Source organism: Curtobacterium citri, assembly GCF_030362955.1.
In the GTDB taxonomy this organism is placed as follows: domain Bacteria; phylum Actinomycetota; class Actinomycetes; order Actinomycetales; family Microbacteriaceae; genus Curtobacterium; species Curtobacterium citri.
The window spans coordinates 63310-78062 of record NZ_JAUCML010000006.1; the positions used below are offsets into that span (position 1 = coordinate 63310).

A 14753-nucleotide genomic window follows, 5' to 3' on the forward strand; every position below is an offset into this window, starting at 1 on the left:
GAAGCCCGAGCCCGAGCCGGGCCCCGGACCCGCGCCGGGAACGACGGGAGGCGCGGTGCTGGCTGGCACCGCGCCTCCCGTCCGGAGCGACCGGGACGGACCCGCGTCAGGCGACCTCGACGGCCGCGGGACGCGCGGCACGCGCGCCCCACTCGGCGGCGAGCAGCTCGTACGACCGGACCCGCGCGGCGTGGTCGTGCGTGATCGTCGTCACGAGGAGCTCGTCGGCGCCCGTGACGCGCTGCAGCACCGCGAGGCGGTCGGCCACGTGCCCGGCGTCCCCCACGAAGCGCGTCGCCACCCGGTCGGCCACCGCCTCGGCGACCGCCGGGTCGACCGGGTGCTCGCGGGCCCACGCCGGGGTCGGGTACGGGATCGCCCCGACGCCCGAGCGGATCGAGTGCACCCAGCGGTCGTACCCGAGCGCGAGCTCCGACGCCGCGGCAGCGGAGTCGGCAGCGACGACGTCGGCGGACACGATGACGTGCGGGGCGTCGAGCACGCCGGGTCGGAACGCCTCGCGGTAGGCGCGGACCGAGTCCAGCACCGTGCCCGGGGACGTGTGGTAGTTCGCGCCGTAGGGCAGACCGAGCGCACCGGCAGCCCGGGCGCTCGCACCGCCGGTCGACCCGTGGATCCAGAGCTCGACGTCGGCCCCGGCTGCGGGGGTGCCGTCGACGACCTGTCCGTCGCGCTCGTACGTACCGGCGAAGAGGTCCCGGATGAGCGCGAGTTCGTCGTCGAACCGCTCGACGTCGCCCGGGACCCGGCCGAGCAGCTCCCCCTGGAGCGCGAAGCGGCTCCCGGGAGCGATGCGGAACGCGAACGGCGACGGCACGAGCAGCCCGTCGACGACCTCGTCGTCGCGGGGTTCGAGCGCCGGGGGCGCCGGAGCACCGGGAGCGGGCGCCCCGGAGCGCCCGAGTCCGAGGTCGAACCGTGGGCCGTACAGACCGGTGAGCGTGCCGAACGCCTCGGCGATCTGCAGCGCCCGGACGTTGCCGACGAGGGTCGCGGCGCTCCCGACCCGGATCGTGGAGGTCGCTGCGGCGACGGCACCGATGACGATGTTCGGCGCGCTGCCCGCGACCCCGGGGTTGAGGTGGTGCTCGGCGAGCCAGTACCGGGCGTACCCGGCGCGCTCCGCAGCGGCGGCGAGGTCGACCGTGTTGCGGAGCGCCTCGGCGGACGTGGAGCCGGACGACACCGGCACGAGGTCGAGGACGGACAGCGGGACCGGACGCTGGACGGCGGTCATGCGGTCACCTGCTGGCGGTCGAGGACGTGCCCGGGCAGCCCGAGCGTCCGGCGGAGGGTCGCACCCTCGTCGTAGGAGGACCGGTACACGCCGCGTTCCTGCAGCAGCGGGACGACGCGGTCGACGAAGTCGTCGAGGCCGTACGGGTTCGTGTGCGGGACGACGACGAACCCGTCGCTCGCCCGTTCCTGCACGTAGCGGTCGATCTCGGCGGCGATCGACGACGGGGTGCCGACGAAGCCGCCGCTGGTCGAGACCTCGATCACGAGCTGCCGGATGGTCAGGTGCTCGGCAGCGGCCCGGTCGCGCCAGGACCGCACGAGCGCTCGCGGGTCCTTCGCGTGCCTCACGCGGCCGCGGGTGATCGCGTCGGCGTCGACGTCCGGTTCGACGTCGGGCAGCGGGCCGTCGACGTCGTACGACGACAGGTCACGGTTCCACACCTGTTCGAGGAACGCGATCGCGGTCGCCGGGCTGACCTGCGCGCGGCGGATCGCCCGGGAGCGCTCCTCGGCGTCGGCCTGAGTGTCGCCGAGGGTGAAGGTCGCGCCGGGCAGGATCAGCAGTTCGTCCTTGCTCCGGCCGACACGCTCCAGTCGGTCGGTGACGTCGGTGTAGAAGGTGCGCGCGTCGTCGAACTCGGTGTGCAGCGAGAAGACCACCTCGGCGTGCCGGGCGGCGAGGTCGCGGCCCTCGTCGGAGTCCCCGGCCTGCACGACGACCGGGTGCCGCTGCGGGCTGCGCGGGACCGGGAACGTGCCGGCGACGTCGAACTGCGGGCCGTGGTGGTCGACGTCGCGGATGCGGGACCGGTCGGCGAACCGGCCGACCGACGCATCGGCGACGACGGCACCCGCGTCCCACGAGTCCCAGAGCTCGCGGGCCAGCTCGACGAACTCGGCCGCCCGTGTGTACCGGTCGGCGTGGTCGAGGAAGCCACCGCGACGGAAGTTCGCGCCGTGGAACGCGTCCGAGCTCGTCACGACGTTCCAGCCGGCCCGTCCGTCGCTGAGGTGGTCGAGCGTCGCGAGCTGCTTCGCGAGCTCGAGCGGCTCGTTGAACGTCGTCTGCAGCGTGCCGACGAGACCGATGTGGTCGGTGACCCCGGCCAGGGCGGCCAGGATCGCGAGCGTGTTCGGACGACCGACCACGTCGAGGTCGTGGATGCGGCCCTTCTGCTCACGGAGCCGCAGCCCCTCGGCGAGGAACAGGAAGTCGAAGCACCCGCGCTCGGCGTTCCGGGCGAAGTGCTCGAAGGACGAGAACGCGATCTGGCTCTCGGCCCGATCATCGCTCCACACGGTGGTGTTGTTGACTCCCGGGAAGTGGGCGGCGAGGTGGACCTGACGCTTGCTGGTCATGCGGAGACCTCCTGGGACGACCGGCCGGACACGGGGCGGGCTGCTGCGTACCGGCTGACCGCCGGGGCGATGCCGAGCCGCGTGCGCAGGTCGGCGGTGGGCCGCGAGGCGACGTCGGCGCGGAGACCGGCCGTCACGAGCGCGGGGACGAGCTGGCGGGCGATCGCGGTCGAGTCGATCGGGATGCGCAGTGGTCGGAGTCGCACGCCGGCGTACCCGAGCGCCCGCAGGTCCCCGATCCGCTCGACGAGGTCGGCGACGGTCGTGGCGAGGACCGTGGTGTCCGAGCCCGACCCGACGGCGTACGGCGTCCCCGCCGCGGCGTCGAGCGCAGCGAGCGCGTCGGCGGCCTCGGCAGCCGACGACGCGATGAGCACCGCGAGGTCCGCGAGGACCGGGCGACGGAGGTCGGAGCCGGCAGCCTGCTCGGCGTCACGGACGAGTGCCAGGGCGCTGCGTGCCTGCACGCCGTCGAAGCCGGGGGTGACGAGCACGACGTCGGCGGTGTCGACGGCGAAGGCGGCCGCGTCCGCGCGGTGCGCCAGCGAGAACACCGGCGGTCGCCCCTGCGGCGACCGCGGGACGATCGAGGCGCCGTGCACCGAGACGTGCGCGCCGACGAACTCGGCACCGTGGATGCGGTCGCGGTCGATGAAGCGGCCGGTGGCGACGTCGCGGATGATCGCGTCGTCGTCCCAGCTGTCCCAGAGGCGGCTGACGACCTCGGCGACCTCGCGTGCCTCGGCGAAGAGGGCGGTCGCGTCGTCGCCGCCGGGGCGGCGGCCGAACAGCGCGGCCTCGCGGGTCGTCGGGCTGACCTGGATCCGCCACCCGGCCCGCCCGAGCGAGACGTGGTCGAGGGTCTGGAGGCCCGTGGCGACGTGGAAGGGCTCGGTGTGCGTCACCGAGACGGTCGGCACCAGCCCGATCGAGCGGGTCGCGGGAGCAACGGCGCTCGCGACGAGCAGGGCGTCGAGTCGGCCGACGACGGTGCGGGTGTCGAGGTCACCGCTCGCGTCGACCGGGCCGGCCGCGAAGGAGTCCTCGAGGGTGACGGCGTCGATGCCGAGGCGGTCCTGCTCGACGATCAGGTCGCGCCAGTGGCGGAGACCCGTGAGCCGCGCGGCGGCAGACCCCGGCACCCGCCAGGCGGCCGGGTGCCAGCCGCTGCCCTGGAGTGCGGTGACGAGGACGGTGCGGTCGGGCATGGGCTACGTCCTCCGTGCGGGGCGGTCGATCACACGGCGACGCTACGTGGGCCGGCCCGCGGAGTCGACGACTGTTGCGGCGCGTGAACGGAGGTTGCGCCGTGTGACGTCGACCAGCAGCCAGTGGTGTCAGCCGCGTCCGGACGCCCCTGCGACCTCGTGCTCGCGCCGGTCGAGCTCCGCCAGCATGACCTCGGTGTTGCGCAGCACGCGCGGGGTCGTGACAGCGGTCGCGACCCCGACGCCGACGGAGAAGACCGCGCCGACCCAGAACGCCGGCTGGCCGGTGACCGCCAGCCACACCGCGAGTGCGGTCATGGGCAGGTAGAACAACGGAGCCGCCCACCGCAGCGGCCGGTACTGCCGACGGTGGTGCGTGAGCGCGCGGCGCCACTCGTCGACGTCGGCGTCGGGCGGGAGGACGCCGCGCCGGACGGCTCGTGCGAACCCCGGCCGACGGGCCGCCGCGCCGTACCGGCGGCGGTTCCGTCCGAACCAGGAGCCCATGCCGACCCCGTAGAGCGCTCCGACGAACGCCGAGGTGAGCGCCCTGGCCCCGAGGCTGGTCTCCGGGATGGTGAGGAACGTGGTGCCGAACCAGGCGACGGCGAACGCGACCGCCATCACGAGCCCCGCTGTCCACGTCGGCATGCGCTGCATCCACCCCATGGACCCAGCCTGCCAGGACCACCGTGGTGGCCGCTGGCAGGCCGGGCCGAGGGACAGCGCGACGGTCAGTGCACGCTGAGCTCGTCGTAGGTGGCGGTGTCGAGCTGCTCGACCGCGCCGCCCGAGGCGGGGACGCGCACGAGCCCGGTGTTCGGGCCGTCCGTCGGCGAGACGAACACGTCACCCGCGCTGTCCGCGGCGGCCTCGGCGTCGGATCCGATGTCGAGCCCGCTGATCGGCACGGTGGTCACGCTCCCGGACGCGGTCCGCTGCCACAGGGAGCTCACCCGCGTGTCCGGGGTGCACGAGCCACTGGCGCGGGACGGCGCGGCGCACCACGTCGTGGTTCGCAGTGCACTGAGGACGTCGGTCCGGGAGAGGGCGACCACACCGTCCGGCTCGAGCAGGCTCGTCAGGGACGACGATCCCGTCGGGGCGACGTCCACCGAGAAGTAGCCGCTCCCGCCCGTCGACCGGTTCCTGATGTAGACGTTCCCGGAGGTGTCGACGCCGAGGGCGACCAGGTAGTTGTAGACCCCACCCGGGATGCTCTGCCAGACACCGGACGGGTCGTACACGAGAACGGCCGCACTCTTGGTCTGCGCAGCGAGCCACCCGTTCGGGCTGACTGCCACGACGTCACCTGGTCCCACCGTCCGGGTGGTGGCCGACCCGTGCGGCAGTTCGATGATGGACCACGACTGGGTGAAGAACAGGTCTCCGGCGTCGTCGGCGAGCAGCGCCCGGCCTGCCACCGAGACACCGGTCGCGACCACCTTGCTGCCGCCGCTCTCGGGGTAGGCGGTGATGGTGTGCCCGTCGGCGCTGGCCACGTAGGCGGTCCCCGCTCCGTCGACGGCGTACCCGGAGCCGGACCCGGTGATGGTCTGCCACGTCCCGCCGGCGACCGGACGCCGGACCAGCGCACCGGCCTCGTTGATCGCGTAGAGCGACTCGACGTGCGCAGCGGGTCGGGTGTACCGGACCGACACCGGAGCGCTCAGCGCGCGACCGCTCTTCGCGCGCACGGTGAACGTGTAGGTCGTCGCCTCCGCGAGGTGTCCGAACCGGGCCGAGAACGTCCGCGGTCCGACGGTCTGGGTGCTGTGGTGTCGGTGTCTCGCCGTCGGCGTCACGGACACGGTGTACCCGGTCACGTGCGCTCGCCGGACCGGCGGACCCGCCGACCAGGTCACGGTCGCGGAGTCGTCCTGACCGGTGACCGCCACGTGCGCGGGCGCTGACGGCTGCGAGGGCGCTGCGTCCGCCGGAGCGGCGGTCGTCAGCACGGCGACGGCGATGAACGCTGTCGCGACGGCGAGCAGAGTGGGTCGTTGCATGGTCTCCCCGATGGTCGGTGCTCGACCTCCGTCGGTCGCGCCCGGGACGAGGGTGGCACCAGGACCGGCTCGACGGAACACCCCGGAGGCATCCGTACGGAACACCGCAAGCGCCCGGCACCGTACGGCCGGCGTCCGACCCGACCGACCGACCCGTCGGAACCGTCCGGCGGCGCGCGGCGTACGCTCGCGCACGTCAGCACGCTCCTCGACGACGAGAGCAGGTCACCCGTGCGCCGACCCATGCAAGCGATCCTCACCGTCGCGACGGTCGCGGCGCTCGCCACCACGTTCCTCCAGGCCGGTGCCGCCACCGCACCCGCGGTGGCGGCCAGCACGACGTCGGCACGTGGTCCAGCCGCGCCGGACCACCAGAACCCCATGACGCTGTCGCTGCCGGACGGCCAGACCGCCGCGAGCTGCGCCGATCCGACGGTCGTGCACGGCGTGGGGCGCGACCGGAACTGGTACCTCTACTGCACCACCGACGCGCTGACCGCGACGGACAAGAACCCCGACGGGTCGCTCGTCCAGCACGTCGTCCCCACGTACCGCTCGACGGACCTGTCCCACTGGACGTACGTCGGTGACGCCTTCACCACGAAGCCGGCGTGGGTCGGGGACGCCAACGGCGTCTGGGCACCTGACGTGGTGTACCGCAACGGCCGCTGGTACCTGTACTACGCGGCATCGGACACCCCGACGGCGACCGCGCCCACGGGTGGAGGGTCGGCCGTCGGTGTCGCCACGAGCTCGAGTCCGACCGGACCGTGGACCGACTCCGGCGGCCCCGTCGTCGCCCCGCAGGCCGCGCCGAACGGCACCGGGCAGCGATGGGAGTTCGACCCGGAGGTGATCACCGACCGAGGATCCACGTACCTGTACTTCGGCAGCTACTTCGGCGGGGTGAACGTGCGACGCCTGACCTCGGACGGGCTGCGCTCGGTACCGTCGAGCGAGCGCGAGATCGCGATCGACAACCGCTACGAGGGCACCTACCTGATGCGCCACGACGGGTGGTGGTACTTCATGGGGTCCGCCACGAACTGCTGCAACGGTGCCCTCACCGGCTACGGCGTCTTCGTCGCCCGGTCCCGCAGCCCGCTCGGTCCCTTCACCGACCGCGACGGTGTCGCGATCACGGCGACCCGGGTCGGCGGCACCCCGCTCCTCGCGCAGAACGGCAACCGCTGGGTCGGCACCGGCCACAACACGGTGGTCACGGACCTCGCCGGTCAGGACTGGATCGTGTACCACGCGGTCGACCGCGACGACCCCTACTACGCCGGACAGGGCACCTACACGAAGCGTCCCGTGCTCATCGACCCCCTCGACTGGGTCGACGGGTGGCCGGTCGTCCGCGGGGGCGCCGGTCCGTCCGACACCGTGCAGCCCGGACCGGTCGCCCAGCCCGGCGAGCGGCCGACCTACCGACCGACCCGTGCTGCGACGGACGTGCCCGGCCGACTGCTGCGCTCCGCGTCGACGTCCTTCGACGGCTCCTCGCTCCCCTCGACGCTCTCCTGGATCCGCGAACCCGACCCGGCCACGTGGACCGTCGGCGGCGGGCAACTGCGCTGGCAGACCCAGGCCGCCGACATCCACCCGCCGACGACACCCCTCGCGTCCGTGCTCGCGGAGCCGGCACCGAGCGGCGACTACGTCGTCGAGACGACGGTCGCGGTGGACACCCCGGCGACCGGCGACGGGGTGAACTACGTGCAGGGCGGCCTCATCGTGTACGGCGACGACGGCAACTACGTCCGCCTGACCTCGAACTCGATCTTCGACACCCGGCAGACCGAGTTCGGCAAGCAGGTCTCGTCGCAGCCCGCCGGGTCGCCGACCTACGGCAACATGGTCGTCGGACCGGTCGGCGACCGCACCACGCTCCGGATCGTGCACCGCGTGGTCGGCGGCCAGCACCAGTACACGGCGTACACGAGCGACGACGGGCGGCACTTCGTCCGGGGTGGCACGTGGACGGCGGACCTCGGGGCGCACCCGCGCATCGGCCTGATCTCGCTCGGCGGTGCCGGGTTCACGAGCACGTTCGACGACCTGCGCGTGAGCACCGTCCGGAGCGTCCACCGCTGATCCGCGGACCCGGCCGCGGGAACACGAAGACCCCCGGTCTCCCGGGGGTCTTCTCGTGGTGGGCGATACTGGGATCGAACCAGTGACCTCTTCCGTGTCAGGGAAGCGCGCTACCGCTGCGCCAATCGCCCAGAGGAGTGTGGAACTGGAGGTGGGGACGGGATTCGAACCCGCGTGGACGGCTTTGCAGGCCGCTGCCTAGCCTCTCGGCCACCCCACCATCGAGGTTCACGTCTCCGTGAGTACCCGAACGGTGGGATACCCTCTGGTGAGTCGTGGTCGTCCGAGGACTCCCACACTCGAGCGGATGACGAGATTCGAACTCGCGACCCTCACCTTGGCAAGGTGATGCGCTACCACTGCGCCACATCCGCACTTCGAACGCCCCGCAGATCTTGCCTGGCCGGGCCGCTCTTGTCTGCCCGCTGTCGCGGCGACGAGAAGAACTCTATACGAACCGGGACCCATCCGCCAAAATCCTCCCCGTTCACCGGGCGTGTCCCCCGTGTTCACGCCGATCGGGGCCCTCGGGAGCGCGGGGCGGACGCATGCCGGCGCCCGTTCCTTCCCATGACGGTTGCGATGCCGAGCGGGAACGGGCGTACCTGGTGATCCCGATCGACCAGGTGCGCCCGGACCGACCAGGGACGCCCGCTCCGACCAGGCATCAGGGCCGCCCGCTCCGACCAGGCCGCAGGCACCGGGAACGCCCGCCCCCGACGAACACGGGTCCGTCCCACCCCACCCGAGCGACCGCGCCACACCCGGGGCGCACGCCGTGTTCGGCCGACCGCCCAACGTCCGCTACTATCGACTGGCACGCAAGTGCAGGGGGCGATTGGCGCAGTTGGTAGCGCGCTTCGTTCACACCGAAGAGGTCATCAGTTCGAGTCTGGTATCGCCCACGTGCCCGTTGAGGGCCCGAAGAACACCCAACAGGAGCCCGGCGCCCACGCGTCGGGCTCCTGTTGTTTCTCCGATCGAACGCACCACCCAAGGACCCATGACCGACGTCGACCTCGAGTTCTCCCGCGTGCGCGCGGTGCTCGACCGCCCGACCCTCCGGCTCATGTCCCGTCCCACGAGCGCCGCGGTCATCGCCGTGTTCCGGACGGTGTTCGACCGCGACGTGCAGTACGTCCCCGCGGACCGGATGCACCTGCAGGTCGAGGAGCACGTCGCCCGGCTGCAGGCCACCGGTGCCCGGGTCCCGGCGAGCGACCAGGCCGAGGGGGACGTCGACGCGCGTCCGAACGGCCGTGCCCTCTGCCGGGACTGGGTCGCGGCGCAGTGGCTCGTCCGCTCGAACTCCCCCGACGGCGACGAGCAGTACTCGCTGACGAGCCACGCCCTCGAAGCCCTGAGCCTCGTCGACGCCCTGAGCGCCGACCGTGCCCTGATCAGCGAGAGCCGCCTGGCGATGATCGTCGACGCGGTGCACCGGTGGGCCGCCCGCGCCGAACCCGACCCCGAGGTCCAGGTGCGGCGGCTCGACGCGCAGATCGCCGAGCTGCAGGCCGAGCGTGACCGACTGGTGCGCGGCGAGGTCGTCGAGGCCGTCGACGACGCCCGGATGCGGGACGGCTACACGAACATCTCGGACCTCATCCGCCAGCTCCCGAGCGACTTCAAGCGCGTCGAGGAGGCGGTCGCGACCATGCACCGCTCCATCGTCGAGGACTTCCGGCAGGAGGTCCGGCCGATCGGCGAGATCCTCGACGACTACCTCGCCCGCACCGACGACCTCATGCAGGCCACGCCCGAGGGCCGCGCCTTCGAGGGGGCCTTCGAGCTGCTGCGCGACGACGCCCTGCTCGTGCGACTCCGCGACGACATCGCCGTGATCCTCGCGCACCCGTTCGCCGAGTCCCTCGCCGCGGGCGAGCGGCGGGCGTTCCGGAACACGGTGAGCATCCTCCGCCAGGGCATCGAGGACGTCCTGGCCCAGCGCCGTCAGCTCACCGCGACCCTCCGCGACCAGATCGTCGCGCACGACGTCGTCCGCGACCGCGAGCTCGAGGCCGTCCTCCGGTCCGTGAACCGCGGGTTGGCGGCGTGGATCGACTCCGGGACCGCCCGCGACCGCGTGCCGCTCGGCCTGCTGCCCGCCACCGCCGAGGTCGGCACGCTCCGCGAGCGGCTCCACGACCCCGACAACGACGCGGTGCCGCCGCCGATCGAGGAGCCCGACGACGACGTCTTCGAGGAGCTCGACGTCGAGTCGCTCCGTCGGCACGGCGGCCCGCTGCTCGCCGAGCTCCGAGCGGCCCTCGGCAGCGCCCCGGACAGCGCGGCGGCGTTCCACGCCCTCCCACCGGAGCAGCGCCGGCCCGTCGAGCTCTTCGGCCTCGCGCACCTGCTCACCGGCAACGACGACTTCGAGACGGCCGCGCACGTCGTGCCGCACCACACGGTGCGTCCCGACGGCGAGACGGTCACCTTCCACATGCCGGTCGCCGCACTGACCCCCGCGCGGCCGGACGACCAGCACGACGACGACAACGGCCTGGAGGCACGGTGAGCGACACGACGCCGGCTCCCGTCGACGAGACGGACCCCGACACGATCGACGCGGCCCCCGCGGACGGGTTCCGGACGGACGACGTGGACGACGAGCGCGAGGAGCGCGACGAGACCAGCTTCGCCCTCTTCGAGGGCGACGAGGGCCGGCTCGACGAACCGCAGCGGCGTGCCCTGGTCGCGCTCCTGCGTCACACCTACGTCAGTACGCGGACGCACGCCGACGAGTGGCGCGCGATCACCGACGGCGAGCACCAGCTCCGGTCGCGGCTCAACGACCTGTTCCTCGAGCTGCACGTCGACCGCGACCGCGAGGTCGCGTGGAAGCGCCAGGCCCGCTCGGAGAGCCAGCGCCGCGCGTTCCCGACCCTGCTGCGCGACGTGCCGTACACCCGCGAGGAGACGATCGTCCTCGTCTGGCTGCGCATGAGGTTGCGGGCCGACACCCGTCCCGGCCTCGACCAGGTCGTCGTCGACCGGTCGGAGATCCTCGGGCACGTGTCCGGCTTCCTGCCCGCGACCACCGACCGCACCCGTGACGAGGCCCGGGTCGCGAAGGCCGTCGAGCGCCTCGTCACGGCCCGGATCCTCATCCGCACCACCGACCCCGACCGCTTCCGCGTCGCGAGCGTCGTCGAGGTGCTGCTCCCCCTCGAGCAGCTCCGCGAACTCGACCGCTGGCTGACCAGCGCGACCACCGACCGCGGCGAGCCGACCGACGGCGGCGACCCGGGCCTCCCGGCCGACCCGACCGACACCGACGACGAAGGCGAGACGGACGCATGACCGACACCGCGATCGACGGCTCCGTCATCCCCGCGCTCTTCGACACCGTCGCGCAGTGGCGCGCGGAGTCGATGCAGGTCGTCAACTGGGGCGGCTTCCACGGCCACCGGCACGTCGAGCTGTCCGGCACCGCGACGCTCATCTCGGGCGCCTCGGGCACGGGCAAGTCGACGCTCATGGACGCCTACCTCGCCGTCATGATGCCGTCGGACGTGCCCTTCAACGGCGCCTCGAACGACGCGACGACCGGCCGCGCCCGGAGTGCCGACCAGCGCAACCTGCTGACGTACCTGCGCGGCAAGGTCGACACCCGCCGCGACCCCGAGACCGGTGCACTGCGCGACGTGAACCTCCGCGGCGACGACCAGACCACGTGGGGCGCGGTCGCGGTGACCTTCCGCAACGACGACGAGCGGCGCTTCACCGTGCTCCGCGCCTACCTCGTCCCGAAGCGGGCGCGCGGCGTCGGCGACATCCAGATGACGATGGCGACCGTCGACGACACCTTCGACCTGCGCCGGCTCGAGGAGTTCGTGCCGTCGCGGTTCCACCACCTCGACCTGACCGGCCGGGTGCCGGGGCTCGTCGTGCGCGACACCTACCAGGAGCTCGCGTACACGCTGCAGACGCGGCTCGGCATCGGTGACTCGGGTGGCGGCAACCGGGCGATGCGGCTGCTCGCCCGCATCCAGGCGGGGCAGCACCTGCCCACCGTCGACGCGCTGTACAAGTCGCTCGTGCTCGAGACCCCCGGTACGTACGAGGCCGCCGACCGGGCACTCGCGCACTTCTCCGCGCTCGACGAGGCGTACGAGGCGATGGACACCGAGGAGCGCAAGGTGCGCATCCTCTCGCCCATCGTCGGACTGCACGACGAGATCGCCCGCGCGAAGGCGGCCGCCGACGCCCTCGACGGCATCGCCACGGGTGCCGAGGTGTCGCCGTTCGCGCACTGGACCGCCTCGCGGAAGCGCGCGCTGCTCGACGCCGAGGTCGAGCGGAACGGCCGGGAGCGGACGGCGGCACGCGCCGACGTCGCCGCGACCGAGGCACGCCACGGCGCACTGGAGGTCGAGCTCCGGGAGGCCGAGGGACGGCTCCGCGACCAGGGCGGCAACGCCCTCGCCCAGCTCGAGGACCGGATCGACCGCCGCACGCGCGAGCGGGACGTCGTGGCCCGGGCACGGCGGACCTTCGACGAGCGCACGGCGACCCTCGACCTGTCGCTCGCCACCGAGGCCGACTTCACGCGCGCGCAGGGCGCGTCGCACGGGTTCCTCGGGGCGTACGCCGCGGCCCGTTCCGAGCTGGACGACCGGCGCGACGCCCTGACCCGCGAGGAGTACCCCCTCCTCGACCGCGAGCGGACCCTCCGGCAGGAGCGCCGGTCGCTCGAGCACCGGCAGGGCGCCATGCCGCTTCCGATGCACGAGGCCCGGCTCGCGATGGCCCGGGCCGCCGGGATCGCCCCGGAGTCACTGCCCTTCGTCGCCGAGCTCCTCGACGTGCTGCCCGCCGAGGAGCAGTGGCGCACCGCGATCGAGTCCGTCCTGGCCCCGGTGGCCCGCACGCTGCTCGTCGACGCCGACCAGCTCTCGGCCTTCAGCGCCGCGATCGACTCGCTCCAGCTGCCCGTGCGGGTGCAGTTCGAGGGCGTGCCGACGGGGCCGCACCTCGACCTCGACGGCGACCCCGCGATGGTGTCCGGCAAGCTCGCGGTCAAGGACTCGCCGTTCAGCACCTGGGTGCGCGAACGCATCGAGTCCGACCGGATCGACGCCCGGTGCGTCGCATCGGCCGCCGAGCTCGGCGGCGAGGGTCGTCGGGTGACGCTGTCGGGCCAGCTCCGCGACGGGCGTCGCGGAGCGCACGGTGACCGGCGGCAGTCGAACGTCATCGGCTTCACCAACGAGGCCCGGGTCGCGTCCGTCGAGCAGGAGCTCGCCGCGATCGCACAGGACCTGACGACGCTCGAGGCCCGCCGCACCGACGTCGCCCAGGACATCGCCGCGCTCGACGCCCTGCGCGCCGCACACCAGCACGTGGTCGACACGACGTGGGACGGCATCGACGTCGTCGGCATCGAGGAGTCCCTCGCCCGGCTCGACGCCGAGCGCCAGGCGCTGCTCGCCGCCGACGACGGCCTCCGCACCCTGCGCGAGTCCGTCGCCCGGCTCCGTCGCTCCCTCGACGAGGCGGCCGACCGCCGCGCGGCCGCACGGCTCAGCGTCACCCGGCTCGAGGAGCGCCACGCCGTGCTCGTCGACGGGCAGGACGCCGCGGCCGAGATCCTGGCGCGCTTCGAGGACACCCCGGAGTCGCTGCCGGACGCCGAGCAGTCGCGGCTGCTCACCGAGACGTTCGCGGAGGTCGGCGCGCCCGACGGCATCGACGGCTTCGACGACGCCACCCGCCGGCTGCGCCGACGGCTCGAGGAACGGCTCGCGCAGGCACTCGACGGCGCCGCGGCGGCGTCCACCGCGCTCACGCTGACGTTCCAGCGCTACCAGGACGCGTGGCCCGACCCGAACCTCGGCACCGGGGTCGCCTCGTACCCGGACTACGCCGCCATCCTCGACCAGATCGTCGCGACGGGCCTCCACGCACGCCGCAGCGAGTGGCGTCGTCGGCTGTCGCAGTGGAGCGGCGAGGACCTCGTGCCGCTCGCCGGTGCCTTCGACCGGGCGGTCGTCGAGATCGAGGAGCGGCTCGAACCGGTCAACGAGATCCTCCGCGAGCTGCCCTTCGGGGCGAACCGGGACCGCCTGAAGATCCAGATCCGCCGGGTCACCCGCGAGGACGTCACCGCCTTCCGCCGGGAGCTCCGGGCGCTCTCGGCCTCGGTCGACACCGAGCTCACCGACGACGTGCTCGAGACCCGGTTCCGCCGGCTCCGGCGCTTCATGGCCGTCATCCGGCCCGAGCCCGGTGCCGCCCGCGGACGCACCACCCAGCGCGACGCCGTGCTCGACGTCCGGCGGCACATGGAGATCACCGCGGTCCGCTACGACACCGAGGGCAACGACCTCGGCGTGTACTCGTCGCTCGGCGACAAGTCCGGCGGGGAGACGCAGGAGCTCGTGGCGTTCATCGTCGGTGCGGCGCTCCGCTACCAGCTCGGCGACGAGACCCGGCCGCGGCCCCGCTTCGCGCCGGTGTTCCTCGACGAGGCGTTCATCAAGGCGGACTCGGAGTTCGCGGGGCGTGCCGTGACGGCGTGGCTCCGGCTCGGGTTCCAGCTCGTGGTGAGTGCCCCGCTCGACAAGGTCACCGCGCTCGAGCCGTCGATGGAGCGCCTGCTGTCGATGCGGAAGCACCCCGAGACGGGCCACTCGTCGATCACGGAGATCGCCCGGGCGTAGGGCGGCGCGGCGCGGCCGGCGGCGAGTCCGAGGTTCCGCAATTGCGGCATCTCGAGGCGCGCCGGACGCAGTCCTGCGACCCCGGCGTCCTGCACGCGGCGAGTCCTGGAACCCCGAGGAGTCGCGCGGCGGTGAGCGCGACCGTCGGCGGG

9 protein-coding genes and 4 tRNA genes are annotated in these 14753 nt (G+C 73.2%); 5 read left to right on the forward strand and 8 right to left on the reverse strand.

Features of this window, described 5'->3' with window-relative positions; all coding sequences use genetic code 11:
• Positions 1-106: 106 nt before the first annotated feature.
• The 5 genes from QUG92_RS10575 to QUG92_RS10595 form a co-directional block, all read right to left on the reverse strand.
• On the reverse strand, positions 107-1258 hold the full coding sequence (locus tag QUG92_RS10575; protein WP_289458986.1) for an LLM class flavin-dependent oxidoreductase: 1152 nt from the start codon (positions 1256-1258) through the stop codon (positions 107-109).
• Positions 1255-2619, reverse strand: coding sequence for an NtaA/DmoA family FMN-dependent monooxygenase (locus QUG92_RS10580; protein ID WP_289458987.1), 1365 nt, complete (start codon positions 2617-2619; stop codon positions 1255-1257). The genes QUG92_RS10575 and QUG92_RS10580 overlap by 4 nt, the downstream gene beginning before the upstream one ends.
• Entirely contained in the window at positions 2616-3827 is a 1212-nt protein-coding gene (locus QUG92_RS10585; RefSeq protein WP_289458988.1) for an LLM class flavin-dependent oxidoreductase, read from the reverse strand. The genes QUG92_RS10580 and QUG92_RS10585 overlap by 4 nt, the downstream gene beginning before the upstream one ends.
• Positions 3828-3956: 129 nt before the next feature.
• The gene (locus QUG92_RS10590) at positions 3957-4478 is read right to left on the reverse strand and encodes a hypothetical protein (RefSeq protein WP_289458990.1); all 522 of its coding nucleotides are present in this window, start codon (positions 4476-4478) and stop codon (positions 3957-3959) included.
• Positions 4479-4561: 83 nt separating this feature from the next.
• On the reverse strand, positions 4562-5836 hold the full coding sequence (locus QUG92_RS10595) for a fibronectin type III domain-containing protein (RefSeq protein WP_289458993.1): 1275 nt from the start codon (positions 5834-5836) through the stop codon (positions 4562-4564).
• Between the two features lie 231 nt (positions 5837-6067).
• Here QUG92_RS10595 and QUG92_RS10600 point away from each other — a divergent pair, with 231 nt between their 5' ends.
• Entirely contained in the window at positions 6068-7933 is a 1866-nt protein-coding gene (locus tag QUG92_RS10600; protein WP_289458994.1) for a glycoside hydrolase family 43 protein, read from the forward strand.
• Between the two features lie 56 nt (positions 7934-7989).
• On the opposite strand, the gene QUG92_RS10605 is transcribed toward QUG92_RS10600, so the two are convergent.
• From QUG92_RS10605 to QUG92_RS10615, 3 genes are all read right to left on the reverse strand, one after another.
• Positions 7990-8064 (reverse strand) — tRNA-Val (locus tag QUG92_RS10605).
• A 15-nt stretch (positions 8065-8079) separates the two neighbouring features.
• Positions 8080-8153: transfer RNA gene (locus QUG92_RS10610), tRNA-Cys, on the reverse strand.
• A gap of 82 nt (positions 8154-8235) precedes the next feature.
• A tRNA-Gly gene (locus tag QUG92_RS10615) sits at positions 8236-8307 on the reverse strand.
• Positions 8308-8765: 458 nt separating this feature from the next.
• On the opposite strand from QUG92_RS10615, the gene QUG92_RS10620 reads away from it, so the two are divergent.
• The 4 genes from QUG92_RS10620 (at position 8766) to QUG92_RS10635 (ending at position 14601) form a co-directional block, all read left to right on the forward strand.
• A tRNA-Val gene (locus tag QUG92_RS10620) sits at positions 8766-8838 on the forward strand.
• Positions 8839-8936: 98 nt separating this feature from the next.
• Positions 8937-10454: a DUF3375 domain-containing protein gene (locus QUG92_RS10625; RefSeq protein ID WP_182047478.1), complete on the forward strand. Its 1518-nt coding sequence runs from the start codon at positions 8937-8939 to the stop codon at positions 10452-10454.
• Positions 10451-11239: a DUF4194 domain-containing protein gene (locus tag QUG92_RS10630; RefSeq protein ID WP_289458996.1), complete on the forward strand. Its 789-nt coding sequence runs from the start codon at positions 10451-10453 to the stop codon at positions 11237-11239. Before QUG92_RS10625 ends, QUG92_RS10630 begins: the two co-directional genes overlap by 4 nt.
• Positions 11236-14601: an ATP-binding protein gene (locus tag QUG92_RS10635; RefSeq protein WP_289458997.1), complete on the forward strand. Its 3366-nt coding sequence runs from the start codon at positions 11236-11238 to the stop codon at positions 14599-14601. Before QUG92_RS10630 ends, QUG92_RS10635 begins: the two co-directional genes overlap by 4 nt.
• The last annotated feature ends 152 nt before the right edge of the window (positions 14602-14753 follow it).

Bases quoted from the DNA above. Each gene is read 5' to 3' on its own strand.
- QUG92_RS10625 (WP_182047478.1), top strand. From the start codon at position 8,937: ATGACCGACGTCGACCTCGAGTTCTCCCGCGTGCGCGCGGTGCTCGAC.
- QUG92_RS10595 (WP_289458993.1), bottom strand. From the start codon at position 5,836: ATGCAACGACCCACTCTGCTCGCCGTCGCGACAGCGTTCATCGCCGTC.
- QUG92_RS10635 (WP_289458997.1), top strand. From the start codon at position 11,236: ATGACCGACACCGCGATCGACGGCTCCGTCATCCCCGCGCTCTTCGAC.
- QUG92_RS10585 (WP_289458988.1), bottom strand. From the start codon at position 3,827: ATGCCCGACCGCACCGTCCTCGTCACCGCACTCCAGGGCAGCGGCTGG.
- QUG92_RS10575 (WP_289458986.1), bottom strand. From the start codon at position 1,258: ATGACCGCCGTCCAGCGTCCGGTCCCGCTGTCCGTCCTCGACCTCGTG.
- QUG92_RS10580 (WP_289458987.1), bottom strand. From the start codon at position 2,619: ATGACCAGCAAGCGTCAGGTCCACCTCGCCGCCCACTTCCCGGGAGTC.
- QUG92_RS10590 (WP_289458990.1), bottom strand. From the start codon at position 4,478: ATGCCGACGTGGACAGCGGGGCTCGTGATGGCGGTCGCGTTCGCCGTC.